Origin of the sequence: Prochlorococcus sp. MIT 1341, assembly GCF_034092415.1 — a bacterium.
Lineage (GTDB): Bacteria > Cyanobacteriota > Cyanobacteriia > PCC-6307 > Cyanobiaceae > AG-363-P08.
In genome coordinates this window covers 1,148,849-1,173,250 of record NZ_CP139304.1, presented here as the reverse complement: position 1 = coordinate 1,173,250, position 24,402 = coordinate 1,148,849, and the positions used below count along the sequence as shown (strand labels likewise).

Genomic DNA, 24,402 nt, shown 5'->3' with positions numbered 1-24,402 from the left:
TTTTCTTAAGCCGCTTGTGGAGGTGTGGGATTGTCTTGTGGCTGAAGAGGCAACACTAATGTTGCCACCCTTTCAGGTCTCTCAGGCCTTTGTTTTTGTGGCTGTCTTATTCCGAATGGAACTCTTATTACATTTGTGCCTTCCATAGCAAGCGTTTGGCCTTTGTGAAGGGTTGCTTGAAGCCCCTGATCAAGGCAAGGAAGTTTCAATTCCTTGTTGTCTTGTCCTGGAAAACAATGTTTGACTGAAGTTTCGCTATCCATGCTGTCCCCCCAGCGATTGGTCTAGCTGCGCAGCAGTATGGTCAAAATACTGGCTTACAGCGTGAAATTAAACCAAAAATTCGGTTTTCGGTGAAAATTTACCGCTTTCAGGGGAATTGCGCTAGTGCTGGTGCATCTATTTTGACTAGCTGAGTTCTTCCATGGAGCTGCAGGTGCATACGAGATTTCTATCTCCATAGGCATTGTTTATTCTTGAAACCGCTGGCCAGAACTTGTTTTTGAGTTGTATTTCGAATGGAAATGCCCCCTCTCTGCGTGAGTATGGGCGGTCCCATTCTTCGGAGGTAATAGCAGTCAAAGTGTGCGGAGCATGTTTAAGAGGATTGTTTTGTGTGTCACTACGTCCATCTTCAATTGCTTGGATTTCTTTTCTGATCGCAATCATTGCATCGCAGAATCGATCTAATTCATTCAAGCTCTCACTTTCTGTGGGCTCGATCATAAGGGTTCCTGCCACTGGCCAACTTATGGTTGGTGCATGAAAGCCATAGTCCATAAGTCTTTTCGCAATATCATCAACTTCCACACCTGTAGATCGCTTGAGCTCTCTTAAATCCAAAATACATTCATGTGCCACTAGATGATGAGCACCTGTAAATAAGACTGGATAATAAGGATTTAGTTTCCTAGCTACGTAATTGGCTGACAATAAAGCTATTGAACTAGCTTTCTGCAGGCCTTTATAACCCATCATTCTTAAATACATCCAGCTAATAGGAAGGATGCCCGCGCTTCCCCATGGGGCGGCGGATATTGCACCAATTGATTCTTTTTGACTGTTTTTGCTGAGTGGGTGAGATGGGAGATAAGGAACTAAATGTTGTGCTACTCCTATAGGTCCGACTCCAGGTCCACCACCACCATGCGGAATGCAAAATGTTTTATGTAAGTTCAGGTGACATACATCAGCACCATATTTACCTGGCTTGCATAGACCAACTTGCGCATTCAGGTTGGCTCCATCCAAATAAACTTGACCGCCATGCGTGTGAATAATGTTGCAGATTTTCCGAATTTGTACTTCAAAGACACCATGTGTTGATGGATATGTAACCATTAACGCGGCTAATTTTGAAGAATATAATTTTGCTTTATTTTGTAAATCATTTATATCAATATTACCATTCTCATCGCATTGAATGGGTACAACCTTCATGCCTGCCATAACAGCACTGGCTGGATTCGTGCCATGAGCACTTGTAGGTATTAGGCATATATTTCTATGTTCTTCTCCGCATGAGTTATGCCACGAACGGATAATTAGTAGGCCTGCAAATTCACCTTGAGAACCGGCATTAGGCTGTAGTGATATTCCTGAGAAACCAGTTAAATAACCAAGCCAATCCTCAAGATCGGAAATCATTTTTTGATACCCTAAGGTTTGATAACTTGGGGTAAATGGATGTATTGATGAAAAAGTTGCCCAGCTAATTGGACTTAATTCAGAGCAAGCATTTAGTTTCATCGTGCAACTCCCAAGAGGGATCATTCCATGAACCAATGAAAAATCCTTCGTTACTAATTGCTGCATGTATCTCAGTAACTCGGTTTCACTTCTATAAAGGTTAAAAACAGCTTGCTCTAACCAAGGCTCTTTTCTGAGAGGAAGACCATCAAGTTCTTCTGCAAGGGAGATTTTAAATTCATGCAGGTCAGGGATTGGTTTTTTATTGACATCTGCCAGGATTTCTAGAAGTAGTTTGACCTCTCGCTCGTTGCTAAGTTCATCAAAGCTGATCCCAAAGCCTTGTGCTGATTCTTCTCTTGCGCCTAGAGGCAGAATTCTTAGATTAAATCCTTTTGATAAGGCTTCCTTGTGTACTTCGGGGGCATGAGAACAAATGACGTCAATGCTATCGAAACGGTTAATATCTTGAACTTTATAATCTAGTTTTTTCAGGCCTATTTCAAATTTTCTTCGTAAGTTAATTATTCTTTCAGCAATTGCTTTTAGTCCTTCTGGACCATGATGAATGGCAAAAAATGAGGCCATTATTGCTAATAGCACTTGAGCTGTACAAATGTTGCTTGTTGCTTTATCGCGACGGATATGCTGCTCTCTTGTTTGTAAGGCAAGCCTTAAAGCAGTGTTTCCTTCAGTATCTATTGATTTCCCAACAAGTCTTCCAGGAACTTGCCTTTTAAATTTCTCTTTGGTTGCGAAAAAAGCAGCATGTGGTCCGCCGAAGGCAATAGGGATTCCGAGTCGCTGGACACTTCCGATCGCGATATCAGCGTCTAGCTTCCCAATTGGTGCAAGCAAGATCTGTGCAAGTGGATCAATAGCTACCGTTGCGATTGCATTTACAGTATGAGCCTTTTTAATAATTTGGACTGGATTCCAAATTTCTCCATTTTTACCTGGTAATTGTAGAAGTACACCAAAAACACTTTCGTCAAATATAAATTTTTTGGGATCATCTATTTCAATTTTTATTCCTAGAGGTTTAGCTCTTGTTTGTAGAATTGAGAGTGTTTGTGGAAAGACTTCTCGATCTACTAAGTAGTGCTTTGCATTTTGTTTTTTGCATGCAGAAAGACTTACAGTCATAGCTTCTGCAGCGGCTGTCCCTTCATCCAGGAGGGAAGCATTCGCAATAGGTAGACCTGTTAATTCACTGATCAGTGTTTGGAAGTTGAAAAGGGCTTCGAGTCTGCCTTGAGAAATTTCTGCTTGATAAGGTGTGTAGGCCGTATACCAGGAAGGGTTCTCTAAGATTTGGCGCTTGATCAAAGATGGCGTTGCTGTGCCGTAATAGCCCAATCCAATCAGTGAACGCTTAAGTATGTTTTTATTCGCAATTTCATTCAGCTCTTCTAAGGCCTCAGTTTCAGAGCATCCCCAAGGTAGTTTTGTGTCTATTGATTTTTTCTCGAGGATTTCTGAAGGAATAACTTTGGCTATAAATTCAGCGAGGTCTGAATGACCAAGTTCTTGGAGCATTTTTTGCTGGTCTAGAGCATTCGGGCCAATATGCCTTGTAAGAAACTCTTCACAGTAAATGCTTGAAGCCTCAATGGGCTGCTTTTCAAGCACGATTAGCGTTTAGCGAAGGTGTTTATAACCTTAGAAAATCTTTTGTACATGTGAAGCATTGGATTGACTTTGTTATTCGAGTTATTTGGGATTGACCTTGTTGGAATAAGTTGTTGCGTCCATAAGTTGGTCTATTTCGTTTGGATCGCTAGGACGTAGCAGCATTAGCCATCCTTTGTCATGAGGATCGTTTTGAAGTTCTTCAGGGCTATCTAGGACCGATTGATTGATCTCTAAAACTTCTCCACTAATGGGGGAATACATATCTTCAACTGCTTTGACTGATTCTACTGAACCAAAGCTTTTACCTCGAATTAGTTGGGTACCGGTTTCAGGCAGGTCAACAAAAACTATGTCACCTAGTTGATCTACGGCATATGCACTGATGCCTATTTTGACGACATCTCCTAAGGGATTGGCATATTCGTGGCTATCCGCAAAGTGAAAGTGTTCTGGAAAGTTAAAGGCCATGTGTTGGGCCAAGTAGAGCTAGTTGGTGGTAGGGAAAGAAATTAATTTAGCTCTTATGAGAGCGATTAATGCTCGCCTTAAAGCAATTTTGACATGTGTGTGATGGGTTCCACCTTGTATGTATAAGTTGAAAGGTGGTTTTAGAGGTGCGTCAGCAGAAAATTCGCTTGTGCTCCCATCAATAAATGTGCCACCTGCCATGAGTAAATCATTGCTGTAACCAGGCATCTCTCCTGGTATTGGGTCTAGATATGAACCAATTGGTGAAGAGGCTTGGAATGCTTTACAAACTACTGTTAGTGCTTCCTCACTTTTTAAGCAAACTGCCTGAATAATATCTCCTCGATTTTGTCCAGATGTTGGGTTTACATCAAACCCAAGAGATGAAAAAACTTCTGCAATCAGCTCAGCCCCAATAAGCGCTTCTGAAACCATTTGAGGAGCTAAGAAGAGACCTTGTAACACTAGTCGATATAAATCAAAGCCACTTCCACCTTTACTTCCTATACCAGGTGAAGTTAAGCGATAGCAGGCTTGTTCAACTAAATCAGTTTTTCCAGCTATATAACCACCTGTAGGGGTAATAGTTCCTCCAAGATTCTTTATTAAGGAGCCAGCTATTAGGTCAGCCCCTACTTCAGTTGGCTCTTTATCTTCTACAAATTCTCCGTAGCAATTATCTACAAAACATACACATTTTGGTTGCTTCTTGTGTATTTTTTCGCATAAGACTTTAATGGAATCAATTCTTAGAGAAGGCCTCCAGCTATAGCCACAACTGCGTTGAATTAAAATCATTTTTCTTGGGGTTTCCAAAGCCTTGTCTAGTTCTTCTAAATCAACTGTTCCATCATTCCTTAGGTTCAGTTCTTCGTAGGAGACACCAAAATCAATTAGGGATCCCTGTCCTTTCCCTCTTGTCCCAATTACTGCCTCTAGGGTTTCGTAAGGTTGTCCAGTGATGCACAAGAGCTCATCTCCCGGCCTAAGCACTCCAAATAATGCGCTGCAAATTGCATGTGTTCCACTTACCAGTTGTAAACGGATGGCAGCCTTCTCAGCACCTAGTACTCTTGCGAATACCCTGTCTATTGCTTCTCTATTTTCATCACCATGGCCGTAGCCTGTAAAGCTAGAAAAGTGTTGTGTTCCAATGCGTTCTGATGAGAACGCATCTAAAACTTTTTCAAGGTGGCCCATCACGCAGGTAGTTTTTGCAGAAACGGAACTCTCAATTCGTTTAAAAGCAGAGGCTATTTCGTTATTGGCCCATGCCTCGATTAAATGCTCGTTGAGTTCATTGGAGGGAAGTTTTTGCACAAAAAGTCTTATGGGGGATAAAAGTTGTTTTAGATTCTCCTTGTTGCTATTCAGTACGTTCTCTTGTGATCTTGTACTGAACGCAGTTTCAATCTAGGGGGTTTGCTTTGGTATCAGATATTTCAGTATCCCAAAAGACTAGTAGGGAGCTGCGATTAAGAGAGGGGATTGGTTTACGACGGAAACGGTTGCCTTTGTCTCAAAGAAAATTTAGAGCTGGGACAACAGGCTTTATGTTTTTGATGCACGTGGCTGCTGTTTTTGCCTTGCTTCCAAGGTTTTGGAGCTTGCCAGCTGTTTTAGCTTTTTCTTTCCTTTATTGGGTAACGGTTTTAGGCGTAACGCTTGGCTTGCATAGACTTCTCGCTCATAGGAGTTTTGATACACCAGTCTGGGTTGAGAGAATATTTGTTTTTATGGGATCTTTAGCTTGTCAAAGTGGGCCTATTGAATGGGTTGCACTCCACAGGCATCATCATAAGTTTTCTGATCAGCCAAATGACCATCATGATGCTGGTCGTGGTTTTTGGTGGAGTCATAGTGAGTGGATGTTGCATGAGATACCTGCTCTTCGTATAAGTGATAAATTTGTTGGTGATCTAGTCCAAGACCCCTTTTACTGTTGGCTTGATCATTGGTTTTTGCTGTTACAAATACCTCTTGGATTAGCCCTTTATTGGGTGGGGAATTTAACTCAGGTTCATGGAGGAGGCTTAGGTCTATTTTTATGGGGAGTTCCCTTGAGATTAGTTGTTGTTTACCATGTGACTTGGTTAGTCAATTCTGCTACACATAAATTTGGCTATAGAAATTTTGATTCGCCAGATTTGTCTACTAATTGTTGGTGGGTTGCTATTTTTTCATTTGGAGAGGGTTGGCATAATAACCATCATGCTTATCCAATGAGTGCCCGTCATGGATTGCGATGGTTTGAATTTGATTTCACATGGCAACATATAAAACTATTGAGAAACTTAGGATTAGCGCGTCAAGTCCGTCAGGCGAAATATCTTCCATGAGAATTTCTTTCCTTGATTTTTTTTGATTCAATACGAAGATTATTTAAGAAGTCATTGGCGCCTTGTTTCGGGTTTCCACCTAGAGCAATATGGGTTGCATTTAAGTCAAGTAATTCTCCATCAAGATCTTCGGCGCTGTAGTCCTTAATGCCTGCCATTACTGCTGCAAAACGTTCTCGTCTAGATAATTTGTCTATTGGATAGGCTGCCATTACTGTTTCGCGGCAATTACGCCATGTTTTGCCAGCGCATAAATATTCTGCCAGTGCTGCACTTAGCCCTATCGCCTCTTCATCTTCGATATACCAATCAAAGCAATTGGGTAAGGGGGCTAAGCCGATAAAAATTTCGAATAATTTTCCAGCTCCTAATGGTTTGCCATCATCACCTGCCAAAGGTTGGGAGGCCTTTGAAAGTACATCAAGTAATTCTGGATGAACTTCTGCTAAATGCTCTTCTACATTTTCGATCCCTGCAAAAAGCACTTCATTGGCTTGAGCCAGAGCTAAGAAAACTTCTGGACCAGGCGAGGAAAGCTTTCCATTTCTGAGATTGGATATTTGAGAACTATGAACTTTTCCGAGGTCTAATGCTTCTGCAAGTGCGGGCAGAATTTTATGCGACCAACCATTCCTCTCATGCCATACATGGATGAGATGGGCCATTGCCCGCCGTCCATCTGACAGCCGATCGCGAAATCCAATGCTCAAGAAATAAGATTCAAGATCATGCTTGCCGGATGATACGGATCCTGATCTATTATTATATCCGGACCGTTTGCGGATTGCTCATGGCTTCAGGTGTGTTTGCTGCCCCAGCTCCTTTGTCTAGGCCTGTAGCCTCCCGTAAGGCAATGGAATATTCCGAAAAGTTGCAAGTCTCTTCAACAGGTATTACGAAGCACTGGAAAAAAGAACAAAAGCGCTGGGGAACGATTGGCTTCATGATCGTTATCCATTTATTAACAGTATTTGCTCTATTCCCAAAATTTTGGAGTTTTCAAGCTGTTTCAGCTTTGTTGATTTTGTATTGGGTGACGGCATGCTTGGGCGTCACCCTTGGTTATCACAGGCTTCTTTCTCATCGCTCATTTCGAGTTCCAAGATGGTTAGAGCGATTTTTTGCTACTTGTGGTGCATTGAGTTGTCAACATGGACCTATTGACTGGGTAGGCCTACACCGTCATCACCATACTTTTTCTGATACTGATGCGGACCATCACAACAGTCATAGAGGTTTTTGGTGGAGTCATATGGGATGGATGTTTCAACCTATTCCTGCGATGAAAGCTGTTTCTCGATTAAGCGGAGATTTATATAGGGACCCTTATTATCGTTGGCTGAATAAAAATTTTCTCTTGCTTCAAGTCCCTTTAGGGGCAATGCTTTTTTGGATTGGTACGATTAATGGAGTAGGCGGCTGGTCAATGGTTCTTTGGGGAATACCACTTCGTTTAGTTTTGGTTTATCACGTTACTTGGTTAGTTAATTCTGCTACGCATTGTTGGGGCAGTGAGGTCTATGACAGTGGTGATAATTCTAAGAACAATCCTTGGGTAGCAGCTCTGACTTTTGGGGAGGGTTGGCACAACAATCATCATGCATACCCTAACTCAGCTCTACAAGGTCTCCAAGCAGGACAAGTAGACTTGACCTGGCAGCATATACGTCTTCTTAGGTTTCTTGGTTTGGCCAGCAAGATTAGATTGCCTGCTAAGTATTAGGGTTAGGTGAAGTACATGTTCAATTCTTTTTAGGCGCTATGGCTAAGCGAGTACAAGTAGTTCTTAATGAGGATATTCTTAGCCTTGGCAAGAACGGAGATCTGGTTGAGGTTGCTCCTGGATATGCAAGGAACTTTTTATTACCTTTTGGGAAAGCTCTACCCGTTACTCCCGCGGTGTTGAAACAGGTCGCTCATCGGAGGGCTAAGCAGGCTGAGCATGAAGCAGCACTTAAACAAGAAGCAATTGATTTTCAAACTGCCCTTGTCACTATCGGAAGGTTTACTGTCAAGAAACAAATTGGGGAGGATGAAGTTTTATTTGGCACAGTGACCAATGGGGATGTCGCGCAGGTCATTCAAGAAGCTACGAAAAAGGAGGTAGACAGAAGAAATATCACTGTCCCTGAAATCCATCGTGTTGGAAGTTACAAAGTTCAGGTCAAGCTTCATACTGATGTCACTGCAGAGATCAATCTTGAAGTTGTTAGTTACTGATTTGTTGCAAGGTTGGATTGTCAAGTCAAAGTAGGTTTCGGTTAGTTTTGAAGTTTTCATATGGTTCCTCCTAAATCATCAAAAAATTTTGATACCAATGGCAAGGGTTCAGAGCCTATGGGAAGGAGGCTTGATTCTCTAGAACCTCGTTTTGAATCACCCCCGGATCTTTTACCTCCGCAAAATTTGGAGGCCGAGGAATCGGTTTTAGGCGGAATACTGCTTGATCCGGATGCAATTAGTCGAGTGGCTGATTTGCTTCAGCCGGAGGCTTTTTACCTGAACGCTCATCGAGAGATTTTTAGGACAGCTGTGATGTTGCATAGCCAAGGCAAGCCGACTGATTTGACTGCAATGACTGCATGGCTTGCTGACACGGGTGCTTTAGACAAGGTCGGAGGGAGCAAGCGTCTTATTGAATTAGTTGAACGTGTTGCTTCAACGGCCTCTATTGAGCAGGTTGCTCGGTTGGTCCTAGATAAGTTTTTGCGCCGGCAATTGATACGTTCTGGTAATGAAGTTATTCAACTTGGTTTTGAGCAAACCATGCCTATGGATGAGCTTCTTGATAAAGCTGAGCAGACAATCTTTGCGATTAGTCAGGAAAAACCATCGAAGGGCTTAACGCCCACATCAGAAATTCTTACTAGCACATTTAATGAGATTGAAAGTAGATCCTTGGGGACTTCTGTTGCTGGAATTCCAGTTAATTTTTACGATTTAGATGCAATGACTCAGGGCTTACAAAGGAGTGATTTGATCATTGTTGCTGGAAGGCCAGCGATGGGAAAAACTTCGATCGTTTTGAATCTGGCTAAGAATGTTGCGCAACTTCATAGCCTTCCAGTTTGTGTTTTTAGTTTAGAGATGAGCAAAGAGCAGCTTACTTATCGTTTGCTTTCTATGGAGTTAGGGATTGAAAGTGGTCGTTTAAGGACGGGTCGATTACAGGAGGATGAGTGGCCTTTACTTGGACAAGGGATTAATACCCTTGGTCAGTTGCCAATTTTTATTGATGACAAACCTAATTCTGGAGTTTTGGAAATGCGTTCTTTGTGCAGACGTCTTATGGCAGAACAAGGTAAAGAATTGGGTTTAATAGTGATTGACTATTTACAGCTGATGGAGGGTTCTACACCCGACAATCGTGTTCAAGAACTTTCTAGGATCACTAGGGGACTGAAAGGGATGGCAAGAGAGTTGAAGGTTCCTGTGGTTGCTTTGTCTCAGCTAAGTCGAGGTGTTGAATCTCGTACAAATAAGCGACCAATGCTTAGTGACCTTAGAGAGTCTGGCTCAATTGAGCAGGATGCTGATTTGGTTTTAATGATTTATCGAGATGAGTATTACAATCCTGAGACAACAGATAGAGGAATAACTGAAGTCATAGTTACCAAGCACAGAAATGGACCTGTTGGTACAGTCAAGCTTCTATTTGAGCCTCAATTCACGCGTTTTCGGAATCTTGCTGCTTAGGGTTTGATTTTTCTGAATTCTCAGATTGCCGAGAACGATACAGAACCAATGAGCAAACTTGATGAGCTAACAGAAGAATTCGATGTGATTGTCGTTGGAGGTGGTCATGCGGGATGTGAGGCAGCAATTACAACCGCTCGGTTAGGACTTTCCACTGCATTATTTACACTTAATCTTGATCGGATTGCATGGCAGCCTTGTAATCCAGCAGTTGGAGGTCCGGCTAAAAGTCAACTAGTTCATGAGGTTGATGGATTAGGTGGAGTGATTGGACGAATAGCCGATGCAACTGCTATCCAAAAAAGGGTCTTGAATTCAAGTAGAGGTCCTGCAGTATGGGCGCTTCGGGCGCAGACGGATAAAAGACTATATGCGAGAAAAATGCTTGAGTTGCTTCAAGCTACCCCCAACCTAGCTATACGCGAAGCTATGGTTACAGGATTGGAAATAGAAGGTGAAACCCCAGAAGCTATTCAAAATTGGGACCCTTCTAAAGGTGCATTAGCACGTATTAGAGGAATTAGAACTTATTTTGGCAGTGTTGTTGGCGCAAAAGCCGTAATCCTCACAACGGGCACTTTTTTAGATGGGAAAATATGGATTGGAAATCAATCCATGTCTGCTGGGCGTGCAGGTGAACAAGCGTCTGAGGGATTGGGTGAGGCACTTGTAAATTTAGGCTTTGATACTGATCGCTTAAAGACTGGCACTCCTCCGCGTGTAGATCGGAGGAGTATTTCCCTTAATACCCTTGAAGAACAACCAAGTGACGCGGAAGATCATTTTTTTTCATTTGATCCTGCTGTATGGGTTTCAGGTGAACAGATTAGTTGTCATATCACTCGAACGACTACTGCTACCCACAAGCTGATTAAAGAAAATCTTCATTTAACCCCAATTTATGGCGGATTTGTTGATAGCAAAGGGCCACGTTATTGCCCTTCTATTGAGGACAAAATTGTTAGATTTACAGATAAGTCATCACATCAAATTTTTCTTGAGCCTGAAGGATTAAATACTCCAGAGATATATGTTCAGGGGTTTTCAACAGGTCTTCCTGAACGCTTGCAGCTTGAGTTGTTGAGAACTCTTCCTGGATTGGAAAATTGTGTGATGCTGAGACCTGCATATGCGGTTGATTACACCTATCTTCCTGCAACTCAATTAACGCATTCTTTGGAAACCAAGCGAGTAAGTGGACTTTTTGGAGCGGGCCAACTAAATGGAACGACTGGCTATGAAGAGGCATCAGCACAAGGTCTTGTTGCTGGTCTTAATGCAGCTCGAATGGTTAAGGGGGAGGCAAAATTTTTGTTTCCACGCGAAGGAAGTTATATAGGAACAATGATTGATGATTTGGTTACTAAAGATTTAAGAGAACCATATAGAGTTCTTACTAGTAGGAGCGAATATCGTTTGTTATTACGAGGGGACAATGCTGATAGACGGATGACACCAATTGGACGTGAGATTGGACTCATAGATGATCGCCGTTGGCAAATTTTTCAAGATAAACAGATTGCATTAGACAAGGAAAAGATGCGTCTTGAAAAGGAACGTTTATCAGCTAATGATCCAATTGCAGCTACTGTGGAGTTTGAAACAGGTGCGCCGATTAAAGGCTCAATAACACTTGCTAATTTACTTAGAAGGCCGGGTGTACATAGCAAAGATCTTTTACGCTATGGATTAGCTGATTCCTCTTTACCACTTGCAGTTAGAGACGGAGCGGAGATTGATATTAAATACAGTGGCTACCTTCAACGTCAACAACAACAAATTGACTACATGAAAAAGCAACGTCAGCGACCTATCCCTATAGATATTAATTATCAAAGTATTCATACACTCTCCAATGAAGCCAGAGAGAAGTTGACACAAATTCGTCCTTTAAGCTTTGGTCATGCAGCTCAATTGCCTGGGGTGAGTAAGGCTGATTTAGCTGCTCTTTTAGTTTGGTTGAAGCTTAAGAACCGTCGTGAACTCCCAGCATCGGCTAAGAAGGGATAGTCTCGCTTTGCTTTCGGAAGGACCTCTGAGTAGATCTTCGCCGCTATTCATTTCCCCAGAAATCATATGGGAAGCCCCATCTAAGGCAGTTATGTCTGGAGATGGACCTTCGCAATTACCAGGCCCATGGAGGATGATGTTGTTGGGTGATGGAAGTCCAACTCGACACCTGAGATTATTGACTGGAGATGAAGTTCAAGTGCAGTTGATAGCTATGGAATCGGAACTAGATCAGAAGCAAAACAGTTCCTTACCTAGAGAGGTAAGTGAGTTGAGGCCTCCGCTATTACGAAGACAAGTGTGGCTGAATTGTGGAACTAATACTCTTGCTTGGGCGGAAAGTTGGTGGAATAAAAAGGAGGCTGATCATCATCTGAGCAATCGAAATCAGCCTATTTGGCATAGTTTGACAAAAGGTCGATCAGAACTTTTTCGTGAGGTGGATGGATTGGCTTTGGTAAGTGCATCATGGTTAGAACAAGGTTTTGGTCTTGAAGGTCCTTTTTGGAGTAGGCACTATCGTTTTTTTCGTCAAGAAAAGGAATTGACTGTTATTCGAGAGGTGTTTAGCCCTTTATTAGAAACATGGCTAGGTCCTGTTCCTCGTAGGGGATTCCTCTTGGAATAATTAATTCGTTTCAGACGCTTTTGGATTTCTTGGCAAATCTTGGGATAGTAGTTGGACTAAATTTTTTATCAAAGAATTACTTATCTTCGTCTTCGGTTTGATTTTGGGAGAGAGCGTTTCTCATGTGTTTGGACATGGTTTTTGTTTTTGGGCGTTTGAGCTTGATCTCTCAAGGATTCGTTTCTTTCCCAGCGATTGACTTTAAAAATATTTTCGTTTGGCCAGTCGTCTTTTTGTTGAGGTCTCGGGGGCAGCATAGGGGTCATTCTTCTAGAGATTGCGTCTAAGGGCCTTTTCGTTTTTGACGCTTCGTTTTGATTATTAACGCCTAGCTCTTCTAGCCAATCTTCTTCTTCTTCAAGGAACCAGTCCAACTTGTTGCCCACCCAGCGTCCTACTGTTGTTAGGTTGGATTCTGAGCGCCTTTCAGAACGACCGTATTTTCGCTGACCAGGCTTGGTTCCTGCTACACCATCCACAAATTGACGGCCTGTCTCCAGCCATTGATCAACTCTGCGATCTAAGGGGTCTCGTGATCTTTGACGTGGATGCGAGTTTCTATTCATAGTTTGAACTTAGCGTTCATGACGCTTTAGCCAGTATTCTCTTTGCCAACCAATGAAAGCAATAGAGATTCCACTTAGTTGGAGGACCCATAAGAAAACAGCCAAATCATGTCTCATGGTTTATTGCTTGAAAGGTTAGAAGAAATCTTGGATTCCATTTCCCTCCATGATGTTTGTTACAACAGTATTTGCATGCAGCAGTGGGGACACGGCGTAGATAAGGGGACTGCATTCCACAGGAGGGACAGATAGCTATCCATTTATGCTTTGTGCTGGGTACTGGAAATTTGTGACAAACACTTACTTGGAAGTTTTTTTCCGTTGCATTAATTGCTGCCATACGAGCCCGAAAATGGGGTCCATGACCTTCATTGATCTTTAGAATTAAATCAATCCATGCATGGATCATTTCGTGGCATAGGGTACTTTCAATAGCGCTTTGAGGAAGTGGTCCAAGCAATGGTTGAGATAGAACTATTTCGCAGTTTTGTCTGCCATCTGAAAAGTGCTTTCTTCTGTAAAACCCTGCGGTCTTACGCAATCGCCCGTCACTCCAACGTATATCGATGATTGGCTTTGACTGCTTGACTAGAGCCCCATTAAAGTGCTTTTTGCTCAGTCTATGAAAGATTGGTAGCAAAGGGATTAGGGGCATGGATATCGGTACTTAATTCCGTTAGCAAATTTGCGCATAGTCTGCCTCTAATTGGGTAGGTCAGATAAGATTAATTTTTTTAGAGTGTTTCTGAAACACTCACTAGTCATTTGCTGCTTTTCCAATGGATGGGGTATTAGTTAAGGAGATTGGAACAAAGGCTCTTTTGGGAGGTGCTGGAGCTCTTGTCCTTTATTGGACTTTTACTGCAGCAAAGCTTGTTTTTAATGCAAGGGGCATCAACCCAATGGTGAAGCAGTTTTTCAATCAGATAGCTGCAGGAAGGGTTGATGCTGCATATCGTTTGACTTCCAAAAGTTATCGACAACATGTCAACCGTCAGCAATTCATCAAATTCTTGGTTGATCTTAAGTTGAATCGTTATAGCAATCTTAAGTCTGGTAGGCCGAGAATTCAGGAAGGGAAAATTATCTTGACCCTCAAGCTTAAAGCTGAAAATAAAGATGAACTACCTTTGGATTTCACTTTTGTTAAGGTTGAGGAGTCCTGGCGGATAGACCGAATCGTTGATGTGAGTAGCTAATAATTAAAATATGTTGTGAAACTGACGCCTAGATCCATTATTGAGCGCGTAGAAGAACTGCGCATTCTTTTGAATAACGCAGCTCATGCTTATTACGTTCTAGATGAGCCTCTTATCAATGATTCTGTTTATGATCGTCTTTATAAGGAGCTAATTGATTTAGAAGGAAAACACCCTGAATTAAAAACTTCTGATAGTCCAACTCAGAGAATAGGTGGAGAGCCTGTTGAGCGCTTTCAAAGAGTTAGACATCGAGTCCCCCTATTTAGTTTGGATAATGTATTTTCTTTTGAAGAATTTGCTTCTTGGCATAAACGATTAAATAAAACTCTGCAGGGAAAGATCAATAGAGAAAAATTAAGTTCAGAAGCCTCAATGGTGGCTGAATTAAAAATTGATGGCAATGCTCTTGCTTTGACATATCAAGATGGGATTTTGCTTAGAGCAGCAACTAGAGGAGACGGAGAGGAGGGAGAAGATATTACTACTAATGTTAGAACTATTTCTTCGATTCCACTTCGTTTACTGATAAAAGACCCTCCTCCATGGGTAGAAGTGCGAGGCGAAGCTTTTATGCCAGATGCAGTTTTTTCAAGGATAAATCTTGAACGTGAAGGACGTGGAGAGGTGCTTTTTGCAAATCCGCGCAATGCCTGTGCAGGCACTTTGCGACAGTTAGACCCTCAGGTAGTTGCTTCAAGAGGTCTTGATTTTTTTGCATATACAGTTCATTTATCTCCAGATTTGAATTCTCGAGATGATTCTTTTCTCAATCTTACTTGCCAGTGGGAGGCGTTGAGCTGGTTAAAAAGAGTTGGTTTTAAAGTTAATCCTCATGCTGCTTTTATTCAAAACCTTGATCAGGTTAGAGCGTTTTCAAATAAGTGGGCTTCTGATAGGGATCAACTGCCATATGCAACTGATGGCCTTGTAATTAAAGTGAATGATTTTTCATTGCAATCAAGTGCTGGTTTTACTCAGAAGGCACCACGTTGGGCTATTGCATTGAAGTTTGCGGCAGAAGAAGTACCAAGTAAATTGATAAGAATTACTTTTCAAGTAGGAAGGACAGGTGCTGTTACTCCCATAGCAATATTTGAACCAGTTTTATTGGCGGGCACTTCTGTAAGTCGAGCAACATTGCATAATGCAGACCGTATTGCGGATTTAGATCTTTGTAGTGGTGATACAGTTGTTGTTAGAAAGTCTGGAGAGATTATTCCAGCGGTTGTTCGTGTTTTAAAAGAACTTCGGCCATCATTTGCCAAGAGATTGATAATACCTAATCAATGTCCTGAGTGTTTCTCAGAATTAGAAAGGGAGTTGGGGAAATCGGTTACTCGTTGTATGAATACTGCTTGCCCAGCAATTTTGCGTGGCGTCTTGCGGCATTGGGTGAGTAAGTCCTCGTTAGATGTTGAAGGCTTTGGGACTAAGCTTATTCATCAGTTAGTGGCATCATCTTTAGTTCATTCCATCGCTGATCTTTATAGGCTGGATCTTCATGCATTAACAAGTTTGGACCGTATGGGACCAAAGTCTGCTTCGAATTTGATTTCTTCTCTTGATGCATCTAAGAAGCAGCCTTGGCATAGACAGTTATATGGATTAGGAATTGATCATGTTGGGGCCGTGAATGCAAAGTCTTTGGCTAAAAAGTTTCAAAATTCTGATCAGTTGTCAAGTGCTGTAAGTAATAACTTTGATGCAGTTCAATCAATTAGTGGGATTGGCCCCGAGATCGCTTCTTCTCTAAAAGAATGGTTTTCTAAGGACTCTAATCAAAAGATTTTGTTTGATTTAAAAGAGGTAGGTTTTTCTCTTGGGAAGGTAGATGTTTTAGAAAAGGCCTCAGCTCATCAAGAAGATCTTCCTAAGCCTTTAGAAGGAAGAACTTTTGTACTCACCGGTATCATGAACTCTCTGAATCGGAACCAGGCTGAGATCTTGATAGAGGAAGCAGGAGGGAAAGTAAGTTCTTCTGTTAGTAGTAAAACGGATTATTTAGTGGCTGGAAATAAAACTGGCAATAAGCGCATCAAGGCAGAGAGACTAGGAATTAGAATTATTGATGAAATAGGTTTAATGGATCTACTAAACCCTGACAGCCCAATCTCACACTAGGATGCTGCAAAGTGATTTTCCAAATTAGAATTAATGATCTAATTAAAACCCCATGCGGTCGTATGAAATTTGTAGAGCTGTCAAGACAACAGGGGGTTTTTTCGAGGGTTCGACTTGTATGGTTTGTTGTCTTTGCTACTCTCCGAGATTTCTTTTTAACCAATCCTGATCAATCTAGTGAATCTAACTCTTGAAGTATTTTGGTTGAAGTGCGACTAATTAAAATAATAATAGCTAGGGTGGCGAAAATACCAATGACTTTTAACAATAAACTGAAACTATTTTCATTATTTTCTAATATTTCATTGAAATTACTAAGAGTCCCAGCAAGAGAACCAAGATTGCAAAATAATATTGTACCTGGAAGTATTCCTATTAACCCAATCGAATAGTCCTTAATACTAATCTTGCTTAGTCCATACGCTAAATTCAATAGGCTAAATGGGAAGATTGGGGATAAACGAGTTAGCAAAATTAGTTTTAAACCTTCTTTATTTACTGCTTTCTCAATCACTAGTAATTTGGCATTTTTAGATAATTTTTGCTGAGCCCAGTTTCTGAGGAGAGTTCTCCCTAGAAGGAAACTGATAAAAGCCCCAATACATGCTCCTATAAATACTATGCAGCTTCCTATCCATGTCCCATACAACGCACCTGCAAGCATTGATGCCCAAATTCCTGGTAGAAGAATGGAGACCCAAAGCGCATATAAGGGGATAAATAATAAAGTTCCTAAAGGAGTTTGCAAGAATGGCAGGATATTCTCTATTGGATTCATTTTTCTTTTTACCTTAAGAAAGGTCAGACAGCCGTTTTTTTGCTAATGCTGCTTGAGTTTGCGCCTCGGTAAGTTTGGCTTTGCATTCATTTATAATTTCTTTTGGAGCTTTAGAGGTAAAGTTCTTATTATTAAGCCTAGAAGATAGATTTTTAATATCTTTTTCAGCTTTAGTGATATCTTTTTCTAAACGACTATGAAGTGCTGAAAGATCTATAGATCCATCTACTAGAAGTAGTACTTGTAGATCTCCTGTTACTCCTGCAAGAGCTTTATTTGATGGATTATTTTTTAATTCTTCAGGGTCTAGTATCTCAATCTTGCTAGCACGAGTAAGGTTTTTGATCTCATCTTTTGCTTCTTTCAGGATCTTGGCTATTTCCTTTCGAGGTGTTACCAGCCTTACAGGAGCACTTAGAGAGGGCTTTAATTCTGCAAGTGCTCGTAGATTTCTAATTACTCTTATTGCGCCAATAATATTTTCAAAAGATTCTTCCAGGGTTGTGTCAATATAACTTTTGTCTAGTACTGGCCAAGCTTGTAGAGATAAAAATTCTCTATGAGAATTATTTGTAATGCTATGCCAAAGTTCTTCTGTTAGATGAGGCATAAGTGGATTAAGCATTATCAATAACTCTGTAAGGACCTTATGAAGTATCTTTTGGGCTATTTTCTGATCTTTAAGAGATTCTTTTTCATCGGGATTAATGCGCTTTTTAATTAATTCTAGATACCAATCACAGAAGTCGTTCCATGCAAATTCGTAAAGACCTTTTGCAGCTTCTCCAAGGTTATATGTTTGATATCGTTTGCAAGTTTCTTGGTTAGCTGTTGCAAGTCTAGATAGTATCCATCGGTCTGACAGCTTGAGATCATCTGGGTTAATAATTTGATCAAGGTCTTCGTTTTGATGAGATTTCTGTAGTAGTACGAATCTTGTTGCATTCCATAATTTATTAGCAAAGTTTCTTGATGCTTCTACGGTTATAGAAGTGTCTTTGTTCCGGTCGTAATCCAATCTTATGTCTTGTCCCGCACCAGCCACTTCCCGTACGAGTGCAAATCTTAGGGCGTCAGCTCCATATCTTTCTATTAATAATAAAGGATCAATTCCATTGCCAGCACTTTTGCTCATTTTTTGGTTTTTTTCATCTCTAACTAACCCGTGAATATATACATCTTTAAATGGTATTTTCTTGGTAAATATCACAGATAACATTGTCATCCTTGCAACCCAGAAAAAAATGATATCGAAACCCGTTACGAGTGTGCTTGTAGGAAACCAGCAAGAAAGGTCATCATTTGATTCGTCAGGCCAGCCCAACGTTGAAAAAGGCCATAGACCACTTGAAAACCAAGTGTCTAAAACATCTTCATCTTGTTGAATCACACATGATTCGCCAAATTTCTTTTTAGCTTTAATTAAGGCTTCGTTTGTTGAATGAGCGATTACGTAGGGGGTTGCGTTTGTCACCTCTCCTTTTGTTTCGCTGACAACAAACCATGCAGGTATGCGGTGCCCCCACCAGAGTTGTCTACTTATGCACCAGTCTCTTATGTCGAGTAGCCAGTTTCGATAAACTTTTTCCCATCTTTTTGGAACGAAATTTGGTTCTCTTTTCTCTAGATGATCTCGAGTTTTAGATGCAATTGGTTCCATGCGTACGAACCACTGTGTTGATAAAAGTGGCTCAACAGGAACTTTCCCTCGTTCAGAATAGGGAACGTTATGTCTATGAGGTTTTGCCTCGATTAGTAAATTGGAATCTTCTAGAGCTTGTATAACAGCTTTACGTGCTTCAAAACGTTCTAGCCCTGCAAAGCGACCAGCATTTTTGTTCATGCTGCCATCTTTATTCATTATGTTGATTTGTGGTAATTGGTGCCTTTGTCCAATTGCAAAATCGTTAGGGTCATGCGCGGGAGTGACTTTTACGCAACCCGTGCCGAATTCTTTATCTACATGATTATCTGCAATTAAAGGGATTTCACGGTTCAAAAATGGGACGATTAAGGTTTTGCCGATTAGATGTTTGTAGCGTTCATCTGAGGGGTTAACTGCAACGGCAGTGTCACCTAGCAAGGTTTCGGGACGCGTAGTAGCAACTTCAATGTAATTTGAATGGTCTGATTTTTCTTTAAGGGGATAGCGAAAATGCCAAAGGAAACCATCTATCTCTTTCATTTCTACTTCTAGGTCGCTGACTGCTGAACCAGAAGCAGGACACCAATTTACGAGATATTCTCCTCGGTAGATTAAACCTAGATCGTGTAAACGAATAAAGGCTTCTCTGACAGCTTTGCTAAGGCCTTCGTCAAGGGTAAACCGTTCTCTTTCCCAATCTACGGAATAACCCAATCTTCGAAGTTGGCGAACTATGTTGCCTCCGCTTTCGGCTTTCCATGCCCAGGCACGTTTGAGGAAGAAATCCCGTCCTAGTTTTGAGCAATCTATGTTTTCTTTTTTTAGTTGTTTCTCAAGAAGTGTTTGTACAGCAATTGAGGCGTGATCTGTTCCAGGAAGACAAAGTACATTTTTCCCTTGTAAACGTTGAAAGCGAACAATCGTGTCTATTAAGGCTGTATTGAATGCATGACCCATGTGCAGGGTACCTGTCACGTTTGGAGGTGGAATTACCACACAAAATGGTTCTGCAGATGAATTCGCTTCAGGGTGAAAGGCACCATTTTCTTCCCAGGCATTTTGCCAACGGTTTTCGGTACCTACTGGGTCATAGGTTTTAGGCAGTGAAGTCTCTTTCTCCATAGAGGATTCAGCTTTGGCGTTCAGCTCAGTCAAGGCGGAAGTAGAAAGCACTTTGACCATGGTCGCAAAGTGCGACTGATTTATGGTCCGATTGCTAAAAATTCAGCTTTTTTTATAAGGGAATTTCCAAGGGATTGCGAGCAAAGAGTCATGACTTTCCCAAAGTGTGGGATCAGCAACAGTTCTGTCTGCAAGCCCAACTAGCCTAAGTGCATCTGATGCTAGCTGTTCAGTGATTTCTGTTTCAGCGGCAGTGGGCATTATTAAGACCTGTGCTTCGGAGGGATCTGCCATCAATAGCAGCCCTTGTTCTTCAAGTGTTCTTTCGAAAAAAACACGTCGCATTTTTGACGTCACCCTATGTCCTATTGATTCTGCAAAAAATTCTAGAGATTCTTGTTCTCCCGATAAGCCAGATTTCAGCGCAAGCAAGATAAGGAATTTCACCCAACTATCTGTACTCCAGAGAGGTTCGAAGCTTTCGCGATAATTCTTTACTAACTCTAATAAGGCTAAATCAAAAAGCTTTCCTTGGAGGTTAGTTTTTAGAGAGGCGTCGATGGAGGACATTCTTTCTTTTAATATTCAGACTGGTGTTGCCTTCGAACCGGCATTTAGAAATGACTTTGGATTTGAATGACCCTGAACTCGAGTTTTCTGATTTGGTTTATGCCTATCAAAGTTGGGTAATGGCCGTAATTAATGATGAAAAATTGGAAAGCGAGGACCAGTTGCTTACAGAAGACATAACTGAAGATGCCTTGAATTCCATGCGCTTTTTATCTGGTGAGGTAACTAGTGCAATAGAAACTAGTCTTGCAAGAGTATATGACGTAGATGCTGATGAATTGGCTAGTTTGCTTTTCCCTGAAGAATAACCGGTTGAATTGGCCCAGGATAATCTTTATGTATTCACAATTCTACAGGGGTGAGGAATTGCTAAAGGCCCTTTTGGGCTAAATCAAGAGCTTAAAGAGACTAGGTTTTAACATAGATGGTTTAAATGTACTTGCGCATTTACCAAGAAAGGAGCTAATCATGAAGTAGTGGGTGAATACCCAATCATTACCTCTAGAGCCATGACCCTTACAAATACCCAGCCTCCAGAAGTGCTGCACAAGGGGGTGCGAGAAGCGATTGTTGATCAGTTGCGAGCTTGCAAGACTAAGGAACAGGTACTTTCATTTGAAGAAAGGTTTAATTGTGAAACAAATGCTGGGCCTTTGTATTCATGGATTTGTGATTTTCTACACGACCGAACAATTTCCCCAGCTCTAGGGGCAAAATGGTTGAGAACAATTCTTGAAGACCGAGAGAATCAACTTCAATCTTCTGCCAAGCATGGAGCTAGAAAATACTGACTAACTTTCTGAGGCGTTTGACCATAGGTAAATGCCCCAAAATTATCCCTGACACTAGATCTCTATTCTCTAGCTTATTGATTTAAATGAACTCTCTTCCTTAACAAATCTGCTAAGTATTTATTCGGATGTATCGGTTATTTCGCCAAGTGTCGCACCGTGCTGAATCTGTTTTTCATTTAAAATGTTTTATAAGTAAATAAAAGATGGAGAATCCATGGCTGAGTTTTCTTCGGTACCGAATGAGATCAGTCATAAAGACTTGAACTCATTATTGCTTTCAGCCTTAAAAGAAAGTTACTCTTCTAGCAATGATTTGCCTGAATCCAATGCGAAGGAGGAGAGCTTCAAAATAATTTTGGCCGAATGGACGAATATGAGTAAAACAATTGTTGAGACATTACGGACTAAACATCCTTCAATCATTAAAGATTTGAAACCTAAGCAGGCTATGGCATTAGGGGCTTTAGAGGTACATCTTTCCATGGCCTTGCAGGCAAGATTTGCTATAGACACAGATAAAGATTCTTAAATTCAGTTTTCAAAATTTTATTTACTTTTTCGACGATTGGTGATTAGTTTGTGTGTAAAATATAAACACATTTTAAAAATATCTGAATAGTTTAAGGTGAGTAACTATTTTGGAATCTTCAAGAAAAGCTAATCAATCCTCAAATAAGCGTCCTCGGTTTTGGTTGGGACCACTAGTAGCAGGTGGATGCTTCGCTGTTGGTTATGGAATTACACAGCGTTTAATTAGCCTTGGTAGTCCAAAAAATTCATTGCAATACCAATACTTTGAAGAGAAGGTTTTTTCTGGAGTTGACTTGGAGACACTTCGCAATCTTCATGATGGTAAAAGTTCAGAATTGCTTCCAGGTTCTTATTTGATCGATACGCAGGGTTCAATGAGATCTGTGGCCAGTGCCAGTGAGATCAATGATTTTGTTAATTCACCTGAAGAAAGTCGCTCTGTCCTTGATTTGGTTCAGTCAAGCAAAGTTGAGAAACTATCCAAAGTTTTAAGCAAACAACCAGAAAATGGTTGGACTTCTCTTCCTAGTATTCCTTGGGTACCTAGGTTCCCTTCTGCAAGGACTTTCTTCCTTCCAAAAGATTTGCCTAAGGTGCCCTAGAGCACAATTTTTGAAGTGCATTATTTACGTTTTATGAGTTCACCAGATTTTTTGATTCAAGCCACATTGAAGCGTTTTTTCGCACGAACTGAGAGGCTGGTTAGAGAGGGACCAGACCGCTTACGCCACGAACTAAAGCTGTTTTACGAAGAAGTGATCACTGAGGCCGATTTGATGGAGCAAGAATCCTCATCAGAGGAAGTGGTAGAGGATGTTAGTTCTTTCTGCCCAACAGATATTGATCAACCCCAGGAAATAGTTGATCGGCTTCGTTCCAAGGTAGCCGACTTAAGCCACAAGTTAGATATCTGACTTGATGATTGCTGTAGATTTTTTTGATACTGTAAACCGTGGAATACGGGCTATAAGAATATGGGCAACATTTTTGTGCTTAATTATTTTTCTTTGGTGGGATAGCCGTCCTTGGACATATTGCAGGGGATTTAGTAGGTCTAGACGTGAAATACGTCAACAAATAAGAGCTAAATGGCTTGCTTCAGAGCTAATTCGGCTTGGGTCTGCATTTATTAAACTAGGCCAACTTCTATCGGCGAGACCGGATGTCCTACCTTCTGGATGGATAGTTGAGTTGGCTGAACTTCAAGATAAGGTGCCACCATTTGCTTTTAGTCAGGTTCAGACTTTGCTTAAGGAGGAATTAGGAGCGAGATGTCTAGATATTCGTGATTTGGAACAACACCCTCTAGGTGCAGCTTCGTTAGCTCAAGTTCATCTCGCCAAATTACGCAATGGTCGTCAGGTTGTTTTTAAGGTTCAAAGACCAGGCCTTGAGAAGTTATTTCGCCTTGACTTAGATGTAATGCAAGATGTTGCTGCAGTCTTGCAACGACATCCAACTTGGGGACGTGGAAGAGATTTGATTGGCATAGCTAAGGAATGTAGAAGAGTGTTACTACGAGAACTTGATTTTCGGCAGGAAGCGCAGTTTGCAGCTCGTTTTCGACAGCAATTTTTAGATGATCCGCAAATACGTGTACCTTCAGTTGTTTGGAACTTAAGTACCCGGCGTATTCTTTGTCTTGATTATTTGCCTGGCATAAAAGTTAATGATCGACAATCAATCTTGGAGCTAGGTGTAAAGCCTTCTGATGTAGCGGAGATAGGAGCAGCAAGCTACCTACAACAATTAGTTAGGTACGGTTTCTTTCATGCTGATCCCCACCCTGGAAACCTTGCTGTAGCAAGTGATGGTGCATTGATTTATTACGATTTTGGAATGATGGGCTCAGTCTCTGATCGCCTTCGCAAAAGGTTAGGGGCAATGGTTCGTGCAGCAGCTAGACAAGATGCGACTGCTCTAGTTAATGAATTGCAAGCTGCAGGTGTTATTGCTGTTGATGTTGAGTTGGGGCCTGTACGACGTTTGGTGAGACTGATGTTTCGGGAGATATTGACACCTCCATTTAATTCAAAGCTGATGGAGAAATTATCTGGCGATATTTATGACCTGGTTTATGGACAACCTTTTCGCATTCCTGTTGAGTTAATTTTCGTTATGCGTGCGTTATCTACTTTTGAAGGAGTTGGCAGGAGCCTTGATCCGGGCTTTAACCTGATGTCTATTGCCAAGCCTTATTTTCTTCCACTTATGAATTCGAGTAGCTCTGGGCCGAATGACTTGTTCAATGAATTAGGCCGTCAGGTTGGCGAAATAGGGAGTCGCGCCGTGGCTCTGCCAAGACGGCTTGATGAAAGTCTTGAAAGACTTGAACAAGGAGATTTGCAATTGCAAATTCGAATGGGTGAATCAGATAGACAATTTCGTCGCATGGTCAATGTTCAGCAGTCATTCAGTCAATCAGTTTTGCTAGGCAGCTTTGCTATCTCTGCATCGCTACTGTTTTTAAGTAACCAGCCTAGGTTTGCTGGTATACCAATCATTATTTCGATTCCAGTATTATTTAGTTGGCTAAAATTGCAGATTAAACTAAGGAGGGAGGCTCGCTTGGATAAGAAAATATCATCTGCTAGATGATATTGATTTG

At 41.3% G+C, this 24,402-nt stretch carries 24 protein-coding genes; 14 read left to right on the top strand and 10 right to left on the bottom strand.

From position 1 onward, the window contains the following. Positions 1 to 5: 5 nt before the first annotated feature. From SOI84_RS06000 to SOI84_RS05985, 4 genes are all read right to left on the bottom strand, one after another. Positions 6 to 263 carry a hypothetical protein gene (locus tag SOI84_RS06000; RefSeq protein ID WP_320673657.1) on the bottom strand — a complete coding sequence of 86 codons (258 nt, stop codon included), beginning with the start codon at positions 261 to 263 and terminating at the stop codon, positions 6 to 8. 145 nt (positions 264 to 408) lie between these two features. Further along, entirely contained in the window at positions 409 to 3,303 is a 2,895-nt protein-coding gene (gene gcvP, locus SOI84_RS05995; protein ID WP_320675385.1) for an aminomethyl-transferring glycine dehydrogenase, read from the bottom strand. A 99-nt stretch (positions 3,304 to 3,402) separates the two neighbouring features. Then, positions 3,403 to 3,792 carry a glycine cleavage system protein GcvH gene (gene gcvH / locus SOI84_RS05990; protein ID WP_320673656.1) on the bottom strand — a complete coding sequence of 130 codons (390 nt, stop codon included), beginning with the start codon at positions 3,790 to 3,792 and terminating at the stop codon, positions 3,403 to 3,405. A gap of 18 nt (positions 3,793 to 3,810) precedes the next feature. Further along, on the bottom strand, positions 3,811 to 5,112 hold the full coding sequence (locus SOI84_RS05985) for an aminotransferase class I/II-fold pyridoxal phosphate-dependent enzyme (RefSeq protein ID WP_320673655.1): 1,302 nt from the start codon (positions 5,110 to 5,112) through the stop codon (positions 3,811 to 3,813). A gap of 107 nt (positions 5,113 to 5,219) precedes the next feature. On the opposite strand from SOI84_RS05985, the gene SOI84_RS05980 reads away from it, so the two are divergent. Next, the gene (locus SOI84_RS05980; RefSeq protein WP_320673654.1) at positions 5,220 to 6,131 is read left to right on the top strand and encodes an acyl-CoA desaturase; all 912 of its coding nucleotides are present in this window, start codon (positions 5,220 to 5,222) and stop codon (positions 6,129 to 6,131) included. On the opposite strand, the gene SOI84_RS05975 is transcribed toward SOI84_RS05980, so the two are convergent. Beyond that, positions 6,110 to 6,841, bottom strand: coding sequence for a hypothetical protein (locus SOI84_RS05975; protein WP_320673653.1), 732 nt, complete (start codon positions 6,839 to 6,841; stop codon positions 6,110 to 6,112). The genes SOI84_RS05980 and SOI84_RS05975 overlap by 22 nt on opposite strands. Before the next feature lie 80 nt (positions 6,842 to 6,921). Between SOI84_RS05975 and SOI84_RS05970 the strand changes: the two genes are divergently transcribed. The 5 genes from SOI84_RS05970 to SOI84_RS05950 all read left to right on the top strand — a co-directional run bounded on the left by SOI84_RS05970 (position 6,922) and on the right by SOI84_RS05950 (position 12,465). After that, positions 6,922 to 7,854, top strand: coding sequence for an acyl-CoA desaturase (locus SOI84_RS05970; protein ID WP_320673652.1), 933 nt, complete (start codon positions 6,922 to 6,924; stop codon positions 7,852 to 7,854). 38 nt (positions 7,855 to 7,892) lie between these two features. After that, a complete protein-coding gene (gene rplI, locus SOI84_RS05965; RefSeq protein ID WP_320673651.1) occupies positions 7,893 to 8,351 on the top strand; it encodes a 50S ribosomal protein L9 in 459 nt (152 codons plus the stop codon). 117 nt (positions 8,352 to 8,468) lie between these two features. Further along, positions 8,469 to 9,827 (top strand): replicative DNA helicase, encoded by a 1,359-nt coding sequence (gene dnaB, locus SOI84_RS05960; protein WP_320675384.1) that lies wholly within the window; start codon positions 8,469 to 8,471, stop codon positions 9,825 to 9,827. A gap of 48 nt (positions 9,828 to 9,875) precedes the next feature. Next, positions 9,876 to 11,837 carry a tRNA uridine-5-carboxymethylaminomethyl(34) synthesis enzyme MnmG gene (gene mnmG, locus SOI84_RS05955; RefSeq protein WP_320673650.1) on the top strand — a complete coding sequence of 654 codons (1,962 nt, stop codon included), beginning with the start codon at positions 9,876 to 9,878 and terminating at the stop codon, positions 11,835 to 11,837. Between the two features lie 61 nt (positions 11,838 to 11,898). Next, complete coding sequence (locus SOI84_RS05950; RefSeq protein ID WP_320675383.1) at positions 11,899 to 12,465, top strand: chorismate lyase; 567 nt, start codon at positions 11,899 to 11,901, stop codon at positions 12,463 to 12,465. 80 nt (positions 12,466 to 12,545) lie between these two features. Here SOI84_RS05950 and SOI84_RS05945 read toward each other — a convergent pair whose 3' ends face one another. Together SOI84_RS05945 and SOI84_RS05940 are read right to left on the bottom strand one after the other, a co-directional pair. Further along, positions 12,546 to 13,031, bottom strand: a complete 486-nt coding sequence (locus SOI84_RS05945) for an RNA helicase (protein ID WP_320673649.1) — start codon at positions 13,029 to 13,031, stop codon at positions 12,546 to 12,548. A gap of 106 nt (positions 13,032 to 13,137) precedes the next feature. After that, positions 13,138 to 13,686: a SprT family zinc-dependent metalloprotease gene (locus tag SOI84_RS05940; RefSeq protein ID WP_320673648.1), complete on the bottom strand. Its 549-nt coding sequence runs from the start codon at positions 13,684 to 13,686 to the stop codon at positions 13,138 to 13,140. A gap of 124 nt (positions 13,687 to 13,810) precedes the next feature. Here SOI84_RS05940 and SOI84_RS05935 point away from each other — a divergent pair, with 124 nt between their 5' ends. Further along, a complete protein-coding gene (locus tag SOI84_RS05935; protein ID WP_320673647.1) occupies positions 13,811 to 14,230 on the top strand; it encodes a hypothetical protein in 420 nt (139 codons plus the stop codon). Positions 14,231 to 14,251: 21 nt separating this feature from the next. Next, the gene (gene ligA, locus SOI84_RS05930; RefSeq protein WP_320675381.1) at positions 14,252 to 16,354 is read left to right on the top strand and encodes an NAD-dependent DNA ligase LigA; all 2,103 of its coding nucleotides are present in this window, start codon (positions 14,252 to 14,254) and stop codon (positions 16,352 to 16,354) included. Between the two features lie 169 nt (positions 16,355 to 16,523). Here the strand turns inward: ligA and SOI84_RS05925 are convergent, their stop codons facing one another. The 3 genes from SOI84_RS05925 to SOI84_RS05915 all read right to left on the bottom strand — a co-directional run bounded on the left by SOI84_RS05925 (position 16,524) and on the right by SOI84_RS05915 (position 20,469). Continuing rightward, positions 16,524 to 17,132 (bottom strand): TVP38/TMEM64 family protein, encoded by a 609-nt coding sequence (locus SOI84_RS05925; protein ID WP_320673646.1) that lies wholly within the window; start codon positions 17,130 to 17,132, stop codon positions 16,524 to 16,526. Between the two features lie 13 nt (positions 17,133 to 17,145). Further along, on the bottom strand, positions 17,146 to 19,899 hold the full coding sequence (locus SOI84_RS05920) for a valine--tRNA ligase (RefSeq protein ID WP_320675380.1): 2,754 nt from the start codon (positions 19,897 to 19,899) through the stop codon (positions 17,146 to 17,148). A gap of 102 nt (positions 19,900 to 20,001) precedes the next feature. Beyond that, a complete protein-coding gene (locus tag SOI84_RS05915) occupies positions 20,002 to 20,469 on the bottom strand; it encodes a protein phosphatase (protein ID WP_320673645.1) in 468 nt (155 codons plus the stop codon). 50 nt (positions 20,470 to 20,519) lie between these two features. On the opposite strand from SOI84_RS05915, the gene SOI84_RS05910 reads away from it, so the two are divergent. The 6 genes from SOI84_RS05910 (at position 20,520) to SOI84_RS05885 (ending at position 24,392) form a co-directional block, all read left to right on the top strand. Next, positions 20,520 to 20,777: a hypothetical protein gene (locus SOI84_RS05910; protein ID WP_320675379.1), complete on the top strand. Its 258-nt coding sequence runs from the start codon at positions 20,520 to 20,522 to the stop codon at positions 20,775 to 20,777. Between the two features lie 201 nt (positions 20,778 to 20,978). Beyond that, positions 20,979 to 21,260, top strand: coding sequence for an RNA recognition motif-containing protein (locus tag SOI84_RS05905; protein ID WP_320673644.1), 282 nt, complete (start codon positions 20,979 to 20,981; stop codon positions 21,258 to 21,260). Between the two features lie 217 nt (positions 21,261 to 21,477). Next, positions 21,478 to 21,792: a hypothetical protein gene (locus tag SOI84_RS05900; RefSeq protein ID WP_320673643.1), complete on the top strand. Its 315-nt coding sequence runs from the start codon at positions 21,478 to 21,480 to the stop codon at positions 21,790 to 21,792. A 109-nt stretch (positions 21,793 to 21,901) separates the two neighbouring features. Next, positions 21,902 to 22,396 (top strand): hypothetical protein, encoded by a 495-nt coding sequence (locus SOI84_RS05895; RefSeq protein WP_320673642.1) that lies wholly within the window; start codon positions 21,902 to 21,904, stop codon positions 22,394 to 22,396. Between the two features lie 33 nt (positions 22,397 to 22,429). After that, the gene (locus SOI84_RS05890) at positions 22,430 to 22,708 is read left to right on the top strand and encodes a hypothetical protein (RefSeq protein WP_320673641.1); all 279 of its coding nucleotides are present in this window, start codon (positions 22,430 to 22,432) and stop codon (positions 22,706 to 22,708) included. Positions 22,709 to 22,712: 4 nt separating this feature from the next. Then, positions 22,713 to 24,392 (top strand): AarF/ABC1/UbiB kinase family protein, encoded by a 1,680-nt coding sequence (locus SOI84_RS05885; protein ID WP_320673640.1) that lies wholly within the window; start codon positions 22,713 to 22,715, stop codon positions 24,390 to 24,392. Positions 24,393 to 24,402 lie beyond the last annotated feature (10 nt).